General features: G+C 60.8%; 15 protein-coding genes. 6 read left to right on the top strand and 9 right to left on the bottom strand.

Features of this window, described 5'->3' with window-relative positions; translation table 11 throughout:
* Positions 1-153 precede the first annotated feature (153 nt).
* From gatC to F8N80_RS22220, 6 genes are all read left to right on the top strand, one after another.
* A complete protein-coding gene (gatC, locus tag F8N80_RS22250) occupies positions 154-441 on the top strand; it encodes an Asp-tRNA(Asn)/Glu-tRNA(Gln) amidotransferase subunit GatC (RefSeq protein ID WP_150748232.1) in 288 nt (95 codons plus the stop codon).
* Between the two features lie 16 nt (positions 442-457).
* The gene (gene gatA, locus F8N80_RS22245) at positions 458-1,909 is read left to right on the top strand and encodes an Asp-tRNA(Asn)/Glu-tRNA(Gln) amidotransferase subunit GatA (protein ID WP_150784706.1); all 1,452 of its coding nucleotides are present in this window, start codon (positions 458-460) and stop codon (positions 1,907-1,909) included.
* 10 nt (positions 1,910-1,919) lie between these two features.
* The gene (gatB, locus tag F8N80_RS22240) at positions 1,920-3,365 is read left to right on the top strand and encodes an Asp-tRNA(Asn)/Glu-tRNA(Gln) amidotransferase subunit GatB (RefSeq protein WP_150784705.1); all 1,446 of its coding nucleotides are present in this window, start codon (positions 1,920-1,922) and stop codon (positions 3,363-3,365) included.
* A 149-nt stretch (positions 3,366-3,514) separates the two neighbouring features.
* Positions 3,515-3,886: a septal ring lytic transglycosylase RlpA family protein gene (locus F8N80_RS22230; RefSeq protein WP_150745494.1), complete on the top strand. Its 372-nt coding sequence runs from the start codon at positions 3,515-3,517 to the stop codon at positions 3,884-3,886.
* Between the two features lie 50 nt (positions 3,887-3,936).
* Positions 3,937-4,998 (top strand): calcium/sodium antiporter, encoded by a 1,062-nt coding sequence (locus tag F8N80_RS22225; protein ID WP_150745502.1) that lies wholly within the window; start codon positions 3,937-3,939, stop codon positions 4,996-4,998.
* A complete protein-coding gene (locus F8N80_RS22220) occupies positions 4,995-5,375 on the top strand; it encodes a carboxymuconolactone decarboxylase family protein (protein ID WP_007901416.1) in 381 nt (126 codons plus the stop codon). Before F8N80_RS22225 ends, F8N80_RS22220 begins: the two co-directional genes overlap by 4 nt.
* Positions 5,376-5,529: 154 nt before the next feature.
* Here the strand turns inward: F8N80_RS22220 and F8N80_RS22215 are convergent, their stop codons facing one another.
* From F8N80_RS22215 to F8N80_RS22170, 9 genes are all read right to left on the bottom strand, one after another.
* Positions 5,530-6,471 (bottom strand): AEC family transporter, encoded by a 942-nt coding sequence (locus tag F8N80_RS22215; RefSeq protein ID WP_150745493.1) that lies wholly within the window; start codon positions 6,469-6,471, stop codon positions 5,530-5,532.
* A gap of 185 nt (positions 6,472-6,656) precedes the next feature.
* The gene (gene garD / locus F8N80_RS22210) at positions 6,657-8,210 is read right to left on the bottom strand and encodes a galactarate dehydratase (protein ID WP_150784704.1); all 1,554 of its coding nucleotides are present in this window, start codon (positions 8,208-8,210) and stop codon (positions 6,657-6,659) included.
* 11 nt (positions 8,211-8,221) lie between these two features.
* A complete protein-coding gene (locus tag F8N80_RS22205; protein ID WP_150784703.1) occupies positions 8,222-9,589 on the bottom strand; it encodes an MFS transporter in 1,368 nt (455 codons plus the stop codon).
* A 167-nt stretch (positions 9,590-9,756) separates the two neighbouring features.
* Complete coding sequence (locus tag F8N80_RS22195; protein WP_150784701.1) at positions 9,757-11,202, bottom strand: aldehyde dehydrogenase family protein; 1,446 nt, start codon at positions 11,200-11,202, stop codon at positions 9,757-9,759.
* A 59-nt stretch (positions 11,203-11,261) separates the two neighbouring features.
* Positions 11,262-12,173: a 5-dehydro-4-deoxyglucarate dehydratase gene (gene kdgD / locus F8N80_RS22190; protein WP_150745489.1), complete on the bottom strand. Its 912-nt coding sequence runs from the start codon at positions 12,171-12,173 to the stop codon at positions 11,262-11,264.
* 421 nt (positions 12,174-12,594) lie between these two features.
* Entirely contained in the window at positions 12,595-13,344 is a 750-nt protein-coding gene (locus F8N80_RS22185) for a FadR/GntR family transcriptional regulator (protein ID WP_046045828.1), read from the bottom strand.
* A gap of 181 nt (positions 13,345-13,525) precedes the next feature.
* Positions 13,526-15,253 (bottom strand): ABC transporter ATP-binding protein/permease, encoded by a 1,728-nt coding sequence (locus F8N80_RS22180; protein ID WP_150784700.1) that lies wholly within the window; start codon positions 15,251-15,253, stop codon positions 13,526-13,528.
* Between the two features lie 97 nt (positions 15,254-15,350).
* The gene (locus F8N80_RS22175; protein ID WP_045061485.1) at positions 15,351-15,917 is read right to left on the bottom strand and encodes a response regulator transcription factor; all 567 of its coding nucleotides are present in this window, start codon (positions 15,915-15,917) and stop codon (positions 15,351-15,353) included.
* A complete protein-coding gene (locus tag F8N80_RS22170) occupies positions 15,910-17,172 on the bottom strand; it encodes an ATP-binding protein (RefSeq protein WP_150745486.1) in 1,263 nt (420 codons plus the stop codon). The genes F8N80_RS22175 and F8N80_RS22170 overlap by 8 nt, the downstream gene beginning before the upstream one ends.
* Positions 17,173-17,287 lie beyond the last annotated feature (115 nt).

The raw sequence follows: 17,287 nt of genomic DNA, 5'->3' as shown, positions 1-17,287 counted from the left end.
AGGGATTTTGGGCAAGGCGCCAATATGTTAAATTGGCCGCTTTTCTGTGCACCAAACCCCACAATCGCGGCCATATGACCGTAGAAATGCGGTAGTGTTCCGACCAATCTAACACACGGACGCCGTCCGTTCTGTTTTCCACTGGAGATTCCCATGGCGCTTGAACGCTCCGACGTGGAAAAAATCGCTCATCTGGCCTGCCTTGGCCTCAATGATGCCGATCTTCCACACATTACTTCGGCCCTGAACAGCATTCTCGGGCTGGTCGACGAAATGCAGGCGGTCGATACCGACGGTATCGAGCCGCTCGCCCATCCACTGGAAGCCAGCCAGCGCCTGCGTGCAGATGTCGTGACCGAGACCGATCATCGCGAAGCCTATCAGTCCATCGCACCAGCGGTCGAAAACGGCCTGTACCTGGTTCCGAAAGTCATCGACTAAAGGGAAAGAGCCTGCAATGCATCAATTGACTCTGGCCGAGATCGCCCGCGGTCTCGCCGATAAAAAGTTTTCCTCCGAAGAGCTGACCAAAGTCCTGCTGGCGCGCATCGCCCAGCTCGATCCTCAGCTCAACAGCTTCATCAGCCTCACCGAAGACCTGGCGCTCCAGCAGGCCAAAGCCGCTGACGCCCGCCGGGCCAATGGCGAGAACGGTGCCCTGCTCGGCGCGCCGATCGCCCATAAAGACCTGTTCTGCACCCAGGGCATCCGCACCAGCTGCGGCTCGAAGATGCTCGACAACTTCAAGGCGCCCTACGACGCCACCGTGGTTGCCAAACTGGCCGCTGCCGGAGCCGTGACCCTGGGCAAGACCAACATGGACGAATTCGCCATGGGCTCGGCCAACGAGTCGAGCTACTACGGTGCGGTGAAAAACCCGTGGAACCTGGAGCACGTGCCAGGTGGTTCGTCCGGCGGTTCCGCTGCTGCGGTCGCCGCGCGCCTGCTGCCTGCGGCCACCGGCACCGACACGGGCGGCTCGATCCGCCAGCCCGCGGCACTGACCAACCTCACCGGCCTGAAACCGACGTACGGTCGCGTTTCGCGCTGGGGCATGATCGCCTACGCCTCCAGCCTGGATCAGGGTGGCCCGCTGGCTCGCACTGCCGAAGACTGCGCGATCCTGCTGCAAGGCATGGCCGGTTTCGACCCGCAGGACTCCACCAGCATCGACGAGCCCGTGCCTGATTACAGCGCCAGCCTCAACGGTTCGCTGCAAGGCCTGCGCATCGGCGTACCCAAGGAATACTTCAGCGCCGGTCTTGACCCGCGTATCGCCGACCTGGTCATGGCCAGCGTCGAAGAGCTGAAAAAGCTCGGTGCCGTGGTCAAGGAAATCAGCCTGCCGAACATGCAGCACGCGATCCCTGCGTACTACGTGATCGCCCCGGCGGAAGCGTCTTCCAACCTGTCGCGTTTCGACGGCGTACGTTTCGGCTACCGCTGCGAAGACCCGAAAAACCTGATCGACCTGTACAAGCGTTCCCGCGGCGAAGGTTTCGGCCCGGAAGTGCAGCGCCGGATCATGGTCGGTGCCTACGCGCTGTCGGCCGGTTACTACGACGCCTACTACCTGAAGGCGCAGAAGATTCGGCGCCTGATCAAGAACGACTTCATGGCCGCCTTCAATGAGGTCGACATCATCCTCGGCCCGACCACGCCGAACCCGGCCTGGAAGCTCGGCGCCAAGAACAGCGACCCGGTCGCTGCCTATCTGGAAGACGTCTACACCATCACCGCCAACCTCGCCGGTCTGCCGGGCTTGTCCATGCCCGCAGGTTTCGTCGACGGGCTGCCGGTCGGCGTGCAACTGCTCGCCCCGTATTTCCAGGAAGGCCGCTTGCTCAACGTTGCGCACCAGTATCAGCTCAACACTGACTGGCACACCCGCACCCCAACCGGCTTCTGAGGAGAAACACATGCAATGGGAAGTCGTGATCGGGCTGGAGATTCACACCCAGCTCACCACCCGGTCGAAAATCTTTTCCGGTAGTTCCACCACCTTCGGTTCCGAGCCGAATACCCAGGCCAGCCTGGTCGACCTGGGCATGCCCGGCGTACTGCCGGTGCTGAACCAGGAAGCGGTGCGCATGGCGGTGATGTTCGGCTTGGCAATCGATGCCGAGATCGGCCAGCACAACGTGTTCGCCCGCAAAAACTATTTCTACCCGGACCTGCCCAAGGGCTACCAGATCAGCCAGATGGAGTTGCCGATCGTTGGCAAGGGCCACCTGGACATCGCCCTCGAAGACGGCACGGTCAAGCGCGTCGGCATCACCCGCGCGCACCTGGAAGAAGACGCCGGCAAGAGCCTGCACGAAGAGTTCAGCGGCGCCACCGGCATCGACCTGAACCGCGCCGGCACGCCGCTGCTGGAAATCGTGTCCGAGCCGGACATGCGCAGCGCCAAGGAAGCCGTGGCTTACGTCAAGGCTGTCCACGCACTGGTGCGTTACCTGGGCATTTGCGACGGCAACATGGCCGAAGGCTCGCTGCGTTGCGACTGCAACGTGTCGATTCGGCCGAAAGGCCAGATTGAATTCGGCACCCGTTGCGAGATCAAGAACGTCAACTCGTTCCGCTTCATCGAGAAGGCGATCAACACCGAAGTGCAGCGTCAGATCGAGCTGATCGAAGACGGCGGCAGGGTGATCCAGCAGACCCGCCTGTACGATCCGAACAAGGACGAAACCCGTCCGATGCGCAGCAAAGAGGAAGCCAACGACTACCGTTACTTCCCCGATCCGGACCTGCTGCCCGTGGTCATCGAAAACTCGTTCCTCGACGACGTGCGCGCCACCCTGCCGGAATTGCCGCCGCAGAAACGCGAGCGCTTCCAGGCGCAGTTCGGCCTGTCGGTCTACGACGCCAGCGTCCTGGCCACCAGCCGCGAGCAAGCCGATTACTTCGAGAAAGTCGTGGGCATCAGCGGCGACGCCAAGCTGGCGGCCAACTGGGTGATGGTCGAGCTGGGCAGCCTGTTGAACAAACAGGGCCTGGACATCGACCAGTCGCCGGTCTCGGCCGAGCAACTGGGCGGCATGCTGCTGCGCATCAAGGACAACACCATCTCCGGCAAGATTGCCAAAGTGGTGTTTGAAGCCATGGCCAACGGCGAAGGCAGCGCGGACGAGATCATCGACAAGCGCGGCCTGAAGCAAGTGACCGACAGCGGCGCCATCTCTGCAGTGCTGGACGAGATGCTCGCGGCCAATGCCGAACAGGTCGAGCAATACCGCGCGGCAGACGAAGCCAAACGCGGCAAGATGTTCGGCTTCTTCGTCGGCCAGGCCATGAAAGCGTCCAAGGGCAAGGCCAACCCGCAACAGGTCAACGAACTGCTGAAAAGCAAGCTCGAGGGCTGATGAGCATGGAGCCAGCATTCAAAACTGGCTCAAATCCCTGTGGGAGCGGGCTTGCTCGCGAAAGCGGTGTGACATTCAACATTGATGTTGAATGTGATGGCCTCTTCGCGAGCAAGCCCGCTCCCACATTTGTTTTGGGAAACCATTGAATGAAGCGTCTACTCAACGCCTGCGCCCTGCTCTCCCTGCTGGCCGGTTGTTCCAGCAACGACATCATCGATCCACACGGCTACGACAAGACCGGCACCGCCTCCTATTACGGCGCCAAACACCAAGGCAAACGCACCGCCAGTGGCGAGCGCTTCAACAAAAATGCCCTGACCGCCGCCCACCGTCAGCTACCCTTTGGCACACGGGTGAAGGTCACCAATCTGAATAACGACAAGTCCTGTGTGGTGCGAATCAACGATCGCGGGCCACATACCCGTGGGCGTTTGATCGATATTTCACACGAGGCCGCCGAACGACTGGGTATGCTCAGGAGCGGCACCGCACGGGTTCGCGTGCAAGCCCTCGACTGACCGACGGAGCCTCGACCATCTTCGGACTTGCCGATTTGCCCCTGCTCAGCGTGATCGAACTGCTCAGCGGCCTGTTGTTGCTGATCGCCGGCGCCGAACTGATGGTGCGCGCCGCCGTGCGCCTGGCCGCGCGGCTGCATGTTCGACCGTTGATCATCGGCCTGACCATCGTCGCCCTCGGCAGCAGCGCGCCGCAGATGGCGGTCAGCCTGCAAGCGACCCTGGCGCAAAACGCCGACATCGCCGTCGGCAGCGTGATCGGCAGCAGCATTTTCAACATCCTCGTCACCCTCGGACTCTCGGCGCTGATTATCCCGCTGCGGGTTTCGCGGCAACTGGTGCACGTGGATATTGCGCTGATGATCGGCGCCAGCCTGCTGGTGTTCATATTGGCATGGAACGAAGAACTGACCCGGGCTGACGGCGTGCTGCTGCTCGCGGCGCTGTTAGTGTGCCTGGGCTTGCTGCTGCGCCAGTCGCGGCACTCGACGCGTCCACAATCGACCAGCCACGAAGCGCCACAAGCGCCGTGGCTCAGCAGCCTGCTGATGATTGGCGCCGGACTGGCGATGCTGGTGTACGCCGGCCACTTGCTGTTGGGCGCGGCGGTGTCGGTCGCCACTGACCTGGGATTGTCGGAGCGGATCATCGGCCTGACCATCGTTGCCGTGGGCACCTCATTGCCAGAACTGGCCACCTCGTTGATCGCGGCGTTGCGCGGAGAACGGGAGATCGCCGTGGGCAACGTGGTCGGCAGCAACCTGTTCAATCTTCTGGGCGTGCTCGGCTTTACCGCGCTGATCGCGCCATCGCCGCTGTCGGTGTCGCCCAATGCCCTGGACTTCGATTTGCCGGTCATGCTCGGCGTCGCAGCGCTGTGCCTGCCGGTGTTCTATTCCGGCTACCGGATGACCCGGCTCGAAGGCTTGCTGTTTCTGGGTCTGTACCTGGCTTACGGCCTGCATGTGGTGTCATTCACCACCGGTATGCCGCTGGCCGGCAAGCTTGAACACCTGATGCTGTTTTTCATCCTGCCGGCACTGGTGGCGTATTTGCTGTTCACGTCGCTGCGCGCCTGGCGTCGCCAACACCACAAGAGGGAATTGCCATGACCGACAATAAAAAGCCTGGGGTTGAAGTCCGCCGCCAAGTGATGGGTGACGCCTTTGTCGACCGTGCGCTGGGCAATGCCACCGAGTTCACCCAGCCCCTCCAGGACTTCGTCAACGAACACGCCTGGGGCGGCGTCTGGAACCGCGAAGGCCTGCCACTGAAAACCCGCAGCCTGATCACCCTCGCCGCGCTGACGGCGTTGAAGTGCCCCCAGGAACTCAAAGGCCACGTGCGCGGTGCGCTGAACAACGGTTGCACCGTGGAAGAAATTCGCGAGGCGCTGCTGCATTGCGCGGTGTATGCCGGTGTGCCCGCGGCGATCGATGCGTTTCGGGCGGCGCAGGAAGTGATTGATAGCTATCAGAAGCCGGAGTAATTGTCGGTATTTGTGGTGATCGTTCGGCCGTCTTCGCGAGCAAGCCCGCTCCCACATTTGACCGAGTCGTACACAAATTTTGTATTGGTGGAGATCAAATGTGGGAGCGGGCTTGCTCGCGAAGAGGCCCGATAAAACACTACAAATCCCGAAGTTAGATCCACCCACCCCACTGCAACAAAAAGATCCCGAAGTTGGTGGTGACCGCCGCCATCAAGGTGGTGATGACGATGATCGCTGCGGCCAGTTCATGATTGCCGTTGGCCTGACGGGCCATGACAAAACTGGCCGCGGCGGTCGGGCTGCCGAAGTACAGAAACAGAATCCCCAGCTCCGCCCCGCGGAAACCCCAGAGCCAGGCACCCAGGGTCGCCAGGATCGGCAGGCTGACCATCTTCACCAGGCTTGAACTCAGCGCCATCGAGCCGCTTTTGCGCAGCGCCGCCAGCGACAGGGTGCCGCCGATGCAGATCAGCGCCAATGGCAAAGTGGTTTGCGCCAGGTACTGACCAGACTTCTCCAGCCAACCTGGCAAGCCAATCTTGAAGTAGGCAAACGGCGCCGCCGCAAACACGCTGATGATCAGCGGATTGACCATCACGCTTTTAAAGATGCTCCACGGATCGGACTTGATCACCGGGCTGTAGACCGCCAGCACAATGCTGGACAGCGTGTTGTAGAGCAGGATCACCAGCGCCGCGAGAATTGCCCCGAGGGAAATCCCGTAATCGCCGTACATGCTCGCCGCCAGCGCCAGGCCGATGACGCCGTTGTTGCCGCGAAACGCGCCCTGGGTGTAAATGCCCCGGTCTTCCCGTGGGCACTTCCAGATCGCCCAACCCCAGGCGATGGCGAAACAGACCAGCGTGGCGATCGAGAAATAGATCAGCAGCGCCGGTTGCAACGCGGCGTTCAGGTCGGCATGCAGGATGCCCAGGAACAGCAACGCCGGCATGGTGACGTTGAACACCAGGGCTGACGCTGTGTGAATGAAATTGTCGTTGATCCAGTCGATGCGCTTGAGCAGCACCCCCAGAAACAGCATGGCAAACACCGGCGCGGTGATGTTCAGGGTTTCGAGGAAGATAGCCAGCATGCCGGGGGTAACCTTGGGTGGGCGTCGTTAGGGGGCTAATGATAAGCCACCGAGGACACCGGCGTCAGGTAGACCGCCATCGCGGGCAAGCCCGCTCCCACAGTGATCTTCGGTGTTCACACAACTTGTGCAACAAAGAAGCCCCTGTGGGAGCGGGCTTGCCCGCGATGAACGATAACGCGGTTTTACGTGATCGGCGCCGGGTTGAACAACGTGATGTCGTTATGCAGCTTGTGCTTCTCGGCCCACGTCTGCTTCTTGCCGCTGGCCACATCCAGATAGTAGTGGAACAACTCCCACCCAAGGTCCTCGATCGAAGCCCGTCCGGTGGCAATCCGTCCGGCATCGATGTCGATCAGGTCCGGCCAGCGCTGCGCCAGTTCGGTCCGGGTCGATACCTTCACCACCGGCACCATCGCCAAACCATAGGGCGTGCCACGACCGGTAGTGAACACATGCAAATTCATCCCCGCCGCCAGTTGCAATGTGCCGCAGACAAAATCACTGGCCGGCGTCGCACAGAAAATCAGCCCTTTGCGCTTGAAGCGCTCGCCAGGGCCAAGCACCCCATTGATCGCGCTGCTGCCGGATTTGACGATCGAGCCCAACGACTTCTCGACAATGTTCGACAACCCGCCCTTCTTGTTGCCCGGCGTGGTGTTGGCACTGCGATCCGCTTCACCCTTGGCCAGGTAACGGTCGTACCAATCCATTTCCCGCACCAGTTCCTGAGCCACTTCCTCGGTTTCGGCGCGGGACGTCAGCAGATAAATGGCGTCGCGTACTTCAGTGACTTCGGAAAACATCACCGTCGCGCCAGCCCGCAGCAACAGGTCCGAGGCATAACCCAGCGCCGGGTTGGCAGTGATCCCGGAGAATGCATCGCTGCCACCGCATTGCATGCCAAGAATCAGCTCGGACGCCGGCACGGTTTCCCGACGGCGCTGATCGAGCTTCTTCAAACGGCTCTCGGCCAGTTCCATGATCTGCTCGATCATCTCGCTGAAACCATGACTGGAATCCTGCAAGCGATACAGCCACGGCTCGCTCAAATCCACCGAGCTGTCGTTCTCGTGCATCACCTGCCCGGCCTGCAATTTCTCGCAACCCAGGCCGATGACCAAGGCTTCGCCACCCAGGTTCGGGTTGCGCGCCAGGTTGCGCACGGTGCGGATCGGGATGTACGCGTCAGTCGCGGTAATCGCCACACCGCAGCCGTAGCTGTGGGTCAGCGCCACCACGTCATCGACGTTCGGATACTTGGGCAGCAATTCGTCCTTGATGCGCTTGACCGCATGGTCCAGCACGCCGGTGACGCACTGGACGGTGGTGGTGATGCCGAGGATGTTGCGCGTGCCGACAGTGCCGTCGGCGTTGCGATACCCCTCGAACGTAAAGCCTTCCAGCGGCGCCGGTGCCGGCGGCACCTCGGTGGACAGCGGCAAACTGTCCAAGGGTGGCGCGGTCGGCATGCGCAGTTGATCTTCCTTGACCCAGCTGCCGCGTGGAATCGGTTGTAACGCATAGCCAATGGTCTGGCCGTAGCGAATCACCTGGCCGCCCTCGGGAATATCCTCCAGGGTAACCTTGTGGCTCTGCGGCACGAAGTCCAGGGTGACCAGGCCGTCCGGAAACTCGGTGCCGGCGGGCACCCCCTGATCATTGACCACGATGACCACGTTGTCCCGCTCGTGCAGGCGGATGTAGCGCGGCGAGTCGGAATGTTCAATCAACTGCATGACGCCGCTCCTCAGGAATGCGCTTGAGACAATTTGTTATGGGTTTCAGGACCGCTGACGGGCGGCTCTTTGAGCACTACCCGTTTGATCGGGCCAACGATTACCAGGTAGCTGAACACCGCGACCAGTGCGTTGCAACCGACAAACACCAGCGCCCATTTGAACGAACCGGTGGAGCTGATGATGTAGCCGATGACGATCGGGGTGGTGATCGAGGCGATATTACCGAAGGTGTTGAACAGCCCACCGCTCAGACCGGCGATCTGCTTCGGCGAGGTGTCGGACACCACCGCCCAGCCCAGCGCACCCACGCCTTTGCCGAAGAACGCCAGGGCCATGAAGCCGACGACCATCCATTCCACGTCCACATAGTTGCAGGCCACGATGCTGCTGGAAACCAGCAAACCGGCAATGATCGGCGCCTTGCGGGCGAAGGTCAGTGAGTGGCCCTTGCGCAGCAGATAGTCGGAAATCACCCCGCCGAGCACACCACCGATAAAGCCGCAGATCGCCGGCAACGAAGCAACGAAGCCGGCCTTGAGGATGGTCATGCCGCGTTCTTGCACCAGGTACACCGGGAACCAGGTCAGGAAGAAGTAGGTGATACCGTTGATGCAGTACTGCCCCAGATACACGCCGAGCATCATGCGGTTGGTCAGCAGCTGGCGGATATAGTCCCACTTCGGACCGTCGGCCTTTTTGCCCTTGCCTTTGTCCTGGTCCATGTCGACCATGCCGCCGTTGTCGGCGATGTGCTTGAACTCGGCTTCGTTGATCATCGGGTGTTGGCGCGGGCTGTAGATCACCTTCAGCCAGATCCCGGAGAAGATGATGCCGATCACGCCCATGACGATGAACACGTGCTGCCAGCCGTAGCTGTAGACAATCCAGCCCATTAGCGGGGCGAACAACACGGTGGCAAAGTATTGCGCCGAGTTGAAGATCGCCGAGGCCGTACCGCGCTCTGCCGTCGGGAACCAGGCCGCCACGATGCGTGCGTTACCGGGGAAGGATGGCGCTTCGGCCAGGCCCACCAGGAAGCGCAGCATGAACAGCGCAACCACTGCGGTGGACATGCCGAATTCGCCGACATAACCCTGCAGCACGGTGAACAGTGACCAGGTGAAAATGCTCAGCGCGTAGATTTTTTTCGAACCGAAACGGTCCAGCAGCCAGCCACCGGGAATTTGCCCGGCCACGTAGGCCCAGCCGAATGCGGAGAAGATATAGCCGAGGGTGACCGCGTCGATGCCGAGGTCTTTTTGCAGGCTGGAGCCCGCGATGGCGATAGTGGCCCGGTCGGCGTAGTTGATGGTGGTCACCAGGAAAAGCATGAGCAATATCAAATAGCGGACGTGGGTCGGCTTGGTCGCTTGCATGTAGATGTACTCCCACTGATTATTTTTATGCGGGTAATAACAATGTTCTGTAGGCGCTGGTTTCCTGTGGGAGCCGGGCTTGCCCGCGATGCAGGCACCGCGCAGTGTCAGTCTCAGCGCGGTGATGCTATCGCAGGCAAGCCAGCTCCCACAGGTATAGCGGTGCGTCAGGAACCGAGGTACGACGTTTTTACGACCGTGTAGAACTCTTGCGCATAGCGACCTTGCTCGCGAGATCCATAGGATGAACCTTTACGCCCACCGAATGGAACGTGGTAATCCACGCCCGCCGTCGGCAGGTTGACCATCACCATCCCGGCCTGGGAGTGGCGCTTGAAGTGGTTGGCGTACTTCAGCGACGTGGTGGCGATGCCCGCCGACAGACCGAATTCGGTGTCGTTGGCCATTTCCAGCGCGGCGTCGTAATCGGCCACGCGCACGATGTTGGCCACCGGGCCGAAGATCTCTTCGCGGCTGATGCGCATGGCGGCTTCGCTGTCGGCAAACAGCGTTGGGGCGAGGTAGTAGCCTTCGGTGTCGCAGGTCACCAGACCACCGCCGCTGACCAGGCGCGCCCCTTCGGACTGGCCGATGTCGATGTATTTCATGTCCTGTTCAAGCTGGGCTTGCGAGACGACCGGACCGATATCGGTGCCGGTTTTCAGCGCGTGGCCGACCTTGATCGACTTCATGCGCTCGGCCATCGCTTCGACGAATTTGTCATGAATCCCGGCAGTGACGATGAAGCGGCTCGAGGCGGTGCAACGCTGGCCGGTGGAGTAGAACGCGCTCTGTACCGACAATTCGACCGCTTGCTTGAGGTCGGCGTCATCGAGAATGATCTGCGGGTTCTTGCCGCCCATTTCCAGCTGCACCTTGGCCTGGCGCGACACGCAGTTGACGGCGATCTGACGCCCTACACCCACGGAACCGGTGAAGCTGATGCCATCGACTTTCGGGCTCTGCACCAACGCATCGCCAATCACTCGACCGCTGCCCATCACCAGGTTGAACACGCCCGCCGGGAAGCCGGCGCGGGAGATGATTTCAGCCAGGGCCCAGGCGCAACCCGGTACCAGATCCGCCGGTTTCAGCACCACGCAGTTGCCGTAGGCCAGGGCCGGGGCGATTTTCCACGCCGGAATCGCAATCGGGAAGTTCCAAGGAGTGATCAGACCGACCACGCCCAGCGCTTCGCGGGTGACTTCCACGTTGACGCCCGGGCGCACCGACGGCAGGTAGTCGCCGGACAGGCGCAGGCATTCACCGGCGAAGAACTTGAAGATATTGCCGGCGCGGGTCACTTCGCCGATGGCTTCGGGCAGGGTCTTGCCCTCTTCCCGGGCCAGCAAGGTGCCTAGTTCCTCGCGGCGAGCGAGGATTTCAGTGCCGACTTTATCCAGGGAATCGTGGCGAGCCTGAATGCCCGAGGTCGACCAGGCCGGGAACGCAGCACGAGCGGCATCGATGGCGGCGTGGACCTGAGCCAGATCGGCCTTGGCGTATTCACCGATGGTGTCGGTCAGCTCCGACGGGTTGATGTTGGTGGAGTAGTCGGCGCCGGCAACCCATTGGCCACCGATATAGTTATCGAACCGCTTTACGTCAGCCACAAATAATCTCCTTACGCAAAAGGCCGCTGATTGCTCAGCGGCCTTGTTTAATCGATTTTTTACTGCGCGCCCTGCTTGTCGATCAGCGCGGCCAGAGCTTCGTACTCTTCTGGCAGCAGATCGGTCAGCGGTGCACGCACGGGACCTGCGTCGTAGCCGGCAATTTTTGCCCCGGCCTTGACGATGCTCACCGCGTAACCGGCCTTGCGGTTACGGATGTCCAGGTATGGCAGGAAGAAATCGTCGATGATCTTGCCCACGGTGGCGTGATCTTCCCGGGCAACGGCGTGGTAGAAATCCATCGCGGTTTTCGGAATGAAGTTGAACACCGCAGACGAGTAAACCGGTACACCCAGCGCCTTGTAGGCCGCGGCGTAGACTTCGGCGGTCGGCAGGCCACCCAGGTAGCTGAAGCGATCGCCGAGGCGGCGACGGATCGACACCATCAACTCGATATCGCCCAGGCCGTCCTTGTAGCCGATCAAGTTCGGGCAGCGCTCGGCCAGACGCTCCAGCAGCGGCGCGGTCAAGCGGCAGACGTTACGGTTGTAAACCACCACGCCGATTTTCACCGATTTGCACACGGCTTCAACGTGAGCAGCCACGCCGTCCTGGCTGGCTTCGGTCAGGTAATGCGGCAACAGCAACAGGCCTTTGGCACCCAGACGCTCGGCTTCTTGAGCGTATTCGATGGCTTGACGGGTCGAACCGCCAACACCGGCCAGAATCGGCACGCTGGTTTCACAGGTGTCGACGGCGGTCTTGATGATTTCCGAGTATTCGCTGGCTGCCAGAGAGAAGAACTCACCGGTGCCGCCCGCGGCGAACAGTGCCGAGGCACCGTATGGGGCCAGCCATTCGAGACGTTTGATGTAGCCCGCGCGATGGAAATCGCCCTGGGCATTGAAATCGGTAACCGGGAAAGACAGCAGACCGGAAGAGAGGATGGACTTCAGTTCTTGTGGATTCATTATTCGAACACCCTGGGTAGCGACGTTATGTGTGAGAAAACCGTTCAGCCTTTGCCGAAGTTGTAGGTTATCGTACAACTTAAATAAAAACCGTCAACTGCATTTTATCGGCCTGGGATAAAATTGATCTCTGGAAAGGTTGGGGGAAGCCCATGGGGGTGAGCAAAGGCAGTGTAGGTTGCTGCGTAACGGTGATCGGTTATCGGATGAGCGGTGCAGATTGGGGGTGTTGAGGATTTGAGAGGAGTGTGTTGGATGGGATTGGCGGATTGTGGGATGGCTGATGACGTCTTCGCGGGCAAGCCTCGCTCCTACAGGGTTTGAGGTCGTTCACGTCATTTTCGATCGACCCATACCCTGTAGGAGCGAGGCTTGCCCGCGAAGGCGATCTGACAGGCAATAATAACTTCGCCTGGAAAACCTACCCCCGCTGCGCCTCAGCCTCTTCATGGGCATGGCGCAGCCGCTCGCGGCTGTTGGTCAGGTGCAAGCGCATGGCTGCACGGGCCGCATCGGAATCCTGGCGTGCAATCGCGTCGTAGATCTCTTCGTGCTCGCGGCTCAGGCGATTCATGTAGTGCTGCTGGTCATCATGGGCCAGGCGCGCCGAATTGAGGCGCGTACGCGGAATGATGCTGGTGCCCAAGTGGGTCATGATGTCCGTGAAGTAGCGGTTGCCGGTCGCCAGGGCGATTTGCAGGTGGAACTGGAAGTCCGACGCCACGGCATCGCTGGCGTGGGAGACACTTTCATTCAACGCGTCCAGTGCCGCTCGCATCAGCGCCAACTGCTCGGGGCTGCGGCGTTGCGCAGCCAGGCCGGCGGATTCGACTTCCAGGCTGATGCGCAGCTCGAGAATCGCCAGCACATCACGCAGGGTGACCACGGTTGCCGGGTCGATACGAAAACCACTCGGGCTCGGGGTATCGAGCACGAAGGTGCCGATGCCGTGGCGGGTTTCAACCTGTCCGGCCGCCTGCAAACGGGAAATCGCTTCACGCACCACGGTGCGGCTGACGCCATGGGCATCCATGATCGCCGACTCGGTGGGCAATTTATCGCCGCGCTTGAGGTGACCGTCGCGGATCTGCTCGGACAGCACCGTCACCAATTCCTGTGCGAGGCTGCGTCGCTTGCGAGGGAGGCGTGGTGCGTCGATCGGGTTTTCCATGGTGAACTTCATTCTCGAAAAATTCGGCTGAATCCGCATCATAGCTCAACGCGGTTGTACGATCACCCACCACCCCCCCGTAGGAGCGAGGCTTGCCCGCGAACCAGGCACCTCGGTGTCTCTGCTGCACCGAGGCGATCCCTTCGCGGGCAAGCCTCGCTCCTACAAGGGGTGGTGGTGTTCAGGCGGTTACGGTCTGGTCCACCAGATGGCCATTCTCGATACGGATGTGCCGTGGGTGGAAGCGCTTCAGGCTGCTGCGATGCCCGACGCTGACAATGCTCAACCCCGGTATTTCATCGATCAACGCCTGATACAGCGAGGCTTCGTCCTCCTCATCCATCGCCGAGGTCGCTTCGTCCATGTACAGCCATTGCGGTGCATAGAGCAGCGCTCGGGCGAAGGCCAGACGTTGCTGCTCACCCGGCGACAACATGCGCTGCCAGTGATTGGCTTCGTCCAGACGGGCAACGAGGTGTGGCAGTCGGCAGGTTTCCAGCACGTGAACATAGCGCTCGTGCGGGTAGGTATCGCCAGACTGTGGATAACTCAGCGCCTCGCGCAGCGTGCCAATCGGCAGGTAGGGTTTTTGCGGCAGGAACAGATAACGCGCCGCTGGCAGACGGATACTGCCATGGCCCGCCGGCCACAAATGCCCCATTGCCCGCAGCAAGGTCGATTTGCCGCTGCCGGAACGACCGCTGAGCATGACGCGCTCGCCCTCCTCCACGGTCATGTCGGCGTTGGTCAGCAGGTGACGACCGTCAGCCAGGTCGAGGCCCAGGTTGTGCACTTTCAACTCCGAGCCCGAATTCTGCACATCGATCATCGGCGCGCGCTCTTCGTTATCCGTCATCGCCTGGCGGAAACTCAGCAGACGATCGCAGGTGGCGCGCCAGGAAGCGAGGCTCTGGTATGCACTGATAAACCAGCTGAAACTCTCTTGCACGTTGCCGAATGCCGAACTGATCTGCATCAGCTCACCCAGTTCGATCTTGCCCGCGAAGTAACGCGGCGCGGCGACCATGAATGGAAAGATGATGGCGGCCTGGCTGTAACCGGCGGTAAAGAACGTGAGGCGCTTGGACACCTTCATGATGTCCCAGAAGTTGTGCCAGACCAGCCCGAAACGACTGCTCAAGCGACGGTTTTCATTCGGCTCACCGTTATAAAGAGCGATGCTTTCGGCATTTTCGCGAATCCGCACCATGGAGAAACGCAGGTCAGCTTCGAAGCGTTGTTGCTGGTTGTTCAGGCCGATCAGGCGATGACCGATCAAATGCGTCAGCCAGCTGCCGATCACCGCATAGACCAGCACACACCAAAACATATAGCCGGGAATGGTAAAACCGTAGACTTCAATACTGCCCGACACCCCCCACAGGATGATCGAGAACGACACCAGGCTGACAATATTGCGCAGCAGTCCAATGCCCAGTTCCAGGGTGTTTGAGGTAAAGTTGTTGAGGTCTTCGGAGATCCGCTGATCCGGGTTATCGGTGTAACCGCCTTGCTCAAGCTGGTAGTAATTCTTGTTGCCTAACCAGCGGGCGAAATGCTTTTCGGTAAGCCATGCCCGCCAACGGATGGTCAGCATCTGGGTCAGGTACAGCCGGTATACCGCGCCGACAATCGCTACCGCCGCAATCCCGCAGAAATACAGGATCAACCGCCAGAACGCAGCCTCATCCTTTTGTTGCAGGGCATTGTAAAAATCCTTGTACCAGGTGTTGAACCACACCGAAATTCCCACGCTGACCAACGACAGTACGATCACCGCGATCAGCAACGTCCAGGCCTTGCCCTTCTCTTCACTGCGCCAGTAAGGCGTGATCATCGCCCAGACTTTGCGAAAAAACTGCCCGCGCACAGCATCATTGACCGCGGAGTACTCAGCGTTCTGATTCATGGAAAAGGCTCATTGGAGAAAAGAACGACACACGAACCGATCATAGATGATCAGTTCGTGTTGTAACGCGGCGTGCCAACAATTGTTCAGCACCGGTTCAGCGACGGACCGGGCGCTTCTGCAGTTTGCGCTGCAGCGTGCGGCGGTGCATGCCCAGGGCGCGGGCCGTGGCGGAGATGTTGCCTTCGTGTTCGGTCAACACGCGCTGGATGTGTTCCCATTGCAGGCGGTCCACCGACATCGGGTTTTCCGGCACCAGGGTATCGAGGTCGGCGTGCTCGGAAAGCAAAGCCGCCAGCACGTCATCGGCGTCCGCCGGTTTGCACAGGTAATTGCAGGCGCCGCGCTTGATCGCCTCGACGGCGGTGGCGATGCTCGAGTAACCGGTGAGGATCACCACGCGCATTTCCGGGTCCAGTTCCAGCAGCTTGGGCAGCAGCACCAGGCCGGAATCGCCGTCCATTTTCAGGTCCAGCGCGGCGTAGTCCGGCAAGTCGGCCTGGGCGATGGTCAGGCCCTCCTCGGCGGAACCGGCGGTGCTGACGCGAAAGCCGCGGCGGGCCATGGCGCGGGCCATCACCCGGGTAAAGGTTGCGTCGTCGTCTACCAGCAGCAAATGTGGCAGTTCTTCGCCTTCGCCTTCGACTTGGATATCGTCACTCATGTTCGTCTCCTCGGGCGACACGGGGCAGGCGCAGCTCGGTGAGCGTGCCGCCTTCCTCATGACTGTAGAGTTTCACTGAGCCGCCGGCGCGTGTCACGCTGGCCTTGCTCAAAAACAGGCCCAGGCCGAAACCTTTGCCCTTGGTGGTAAAAAACGGTTTGCCAATCTGCTCGGCGATGGCCAGCGGCACACCGGCACCGTGGTCGCGGATGCTGATGGTCAGGTCCTCGGCATTCCAGTCCAGGGTCACTTGCAGCCCTTCGGGGCAAGCATCGGCGGCGTTGTTGAGCAAATTCAGCAACGCCTGGGTCAGGTCCGGCGGCGGCGCCATCCGTGGCACGGTGCCTTGGCCGAGTCGCTGGAAGCGATAACTGGCTTCCGGACGCATCAGGTGCCAGCGGTTGAGGGCTTCGTCGAGCCAGTCGGTGACGTCCTGCATCTCCACCGCCAACCGGCGATTGGCCTCTGCTGCCCGAACAAGCTGCTGCAAGGTTTGTTTGCAGAGCTTGACCTGATCCTGCAGCACACTCAAATCATCCTGCAACATCGGGTCGTGATGGTCCTGGCGCATTTCCTTGAGCAACACGCTCATGGTCGCCAATGGCGTGCCCAATTCATGGGCGGCACCGGCAGCCTGGGTCGCGACGGCCAGCAGCTGCTGATCCCGCAGGCCCTCTTCACGACGAATGGCCCGCAGCTCTTCCTGACGGCGCAACTCTTCGGCCATGCGCGCGGCAAAGAACGTAATGACCGCCGCGGCCAGGGCGAAACTCAGCCACATCCCGTATACCTGCAGGTTTTCCCGAGCGATCGGGAAGGTTTGCAGCGGGTAGAACCGCGCCAGCAACAGGGTGTACATCGTCAACGCGATACCGGACAGAATCACCGAATACCGCCACGGCAAGGTCACGGCGGCGATGGTCAGCGGCACCAGGTAATAAGAGACGAAGGGGTTGGTCGAGCCGCCGGAGAAATACAGCAAGGCACTGTGGATAAACAGGTCGCACGCCAGTTGTACGGCGTACTCAAGCTCGGTGACCGGCCACGTGGTGCGCAGGCGAATCGCCGTGAACGCACACAACAGCATCGAGCAGCCGAGGGTCGCGGCCAGTTGAAACCAGGGCAGCGGCAGCAGATCGAGCCAGTAAGCCAGGCCCACGGAACCGGCCTGGGCGGCCAGCACCAAGGTGCGGATGAAGGTCAGCCGCCAGAGATTCTGGCGAGTCGCGGAAGTGATTTGAACGGGGGCGAGCATGAGCTCTCCTGATGAGCGCTCCAGGCGGATCGCAGGGAGTATAACCAAGCACGGCGCTTGCAGGCGAAAGTGCGGCAAACAGCCACATGGCAGGGAGGTTTGCTGCGTCTATAAG

The sequence above is a fragment of the Pseudomonas fluorescens genome, assembly GCF_902497995.1.
Taxonomy (GTDB): Bacteria; Pseudomonadota; Gammaproteobacteria; order Pseudomonadales; family Pseudomonadaceae; genus Aquipseudomonas; species Aquipseudomonas fluorescens_BK.
This window is presented reverse-complemented; position numbering and strand designations above follow the sequence as displayed.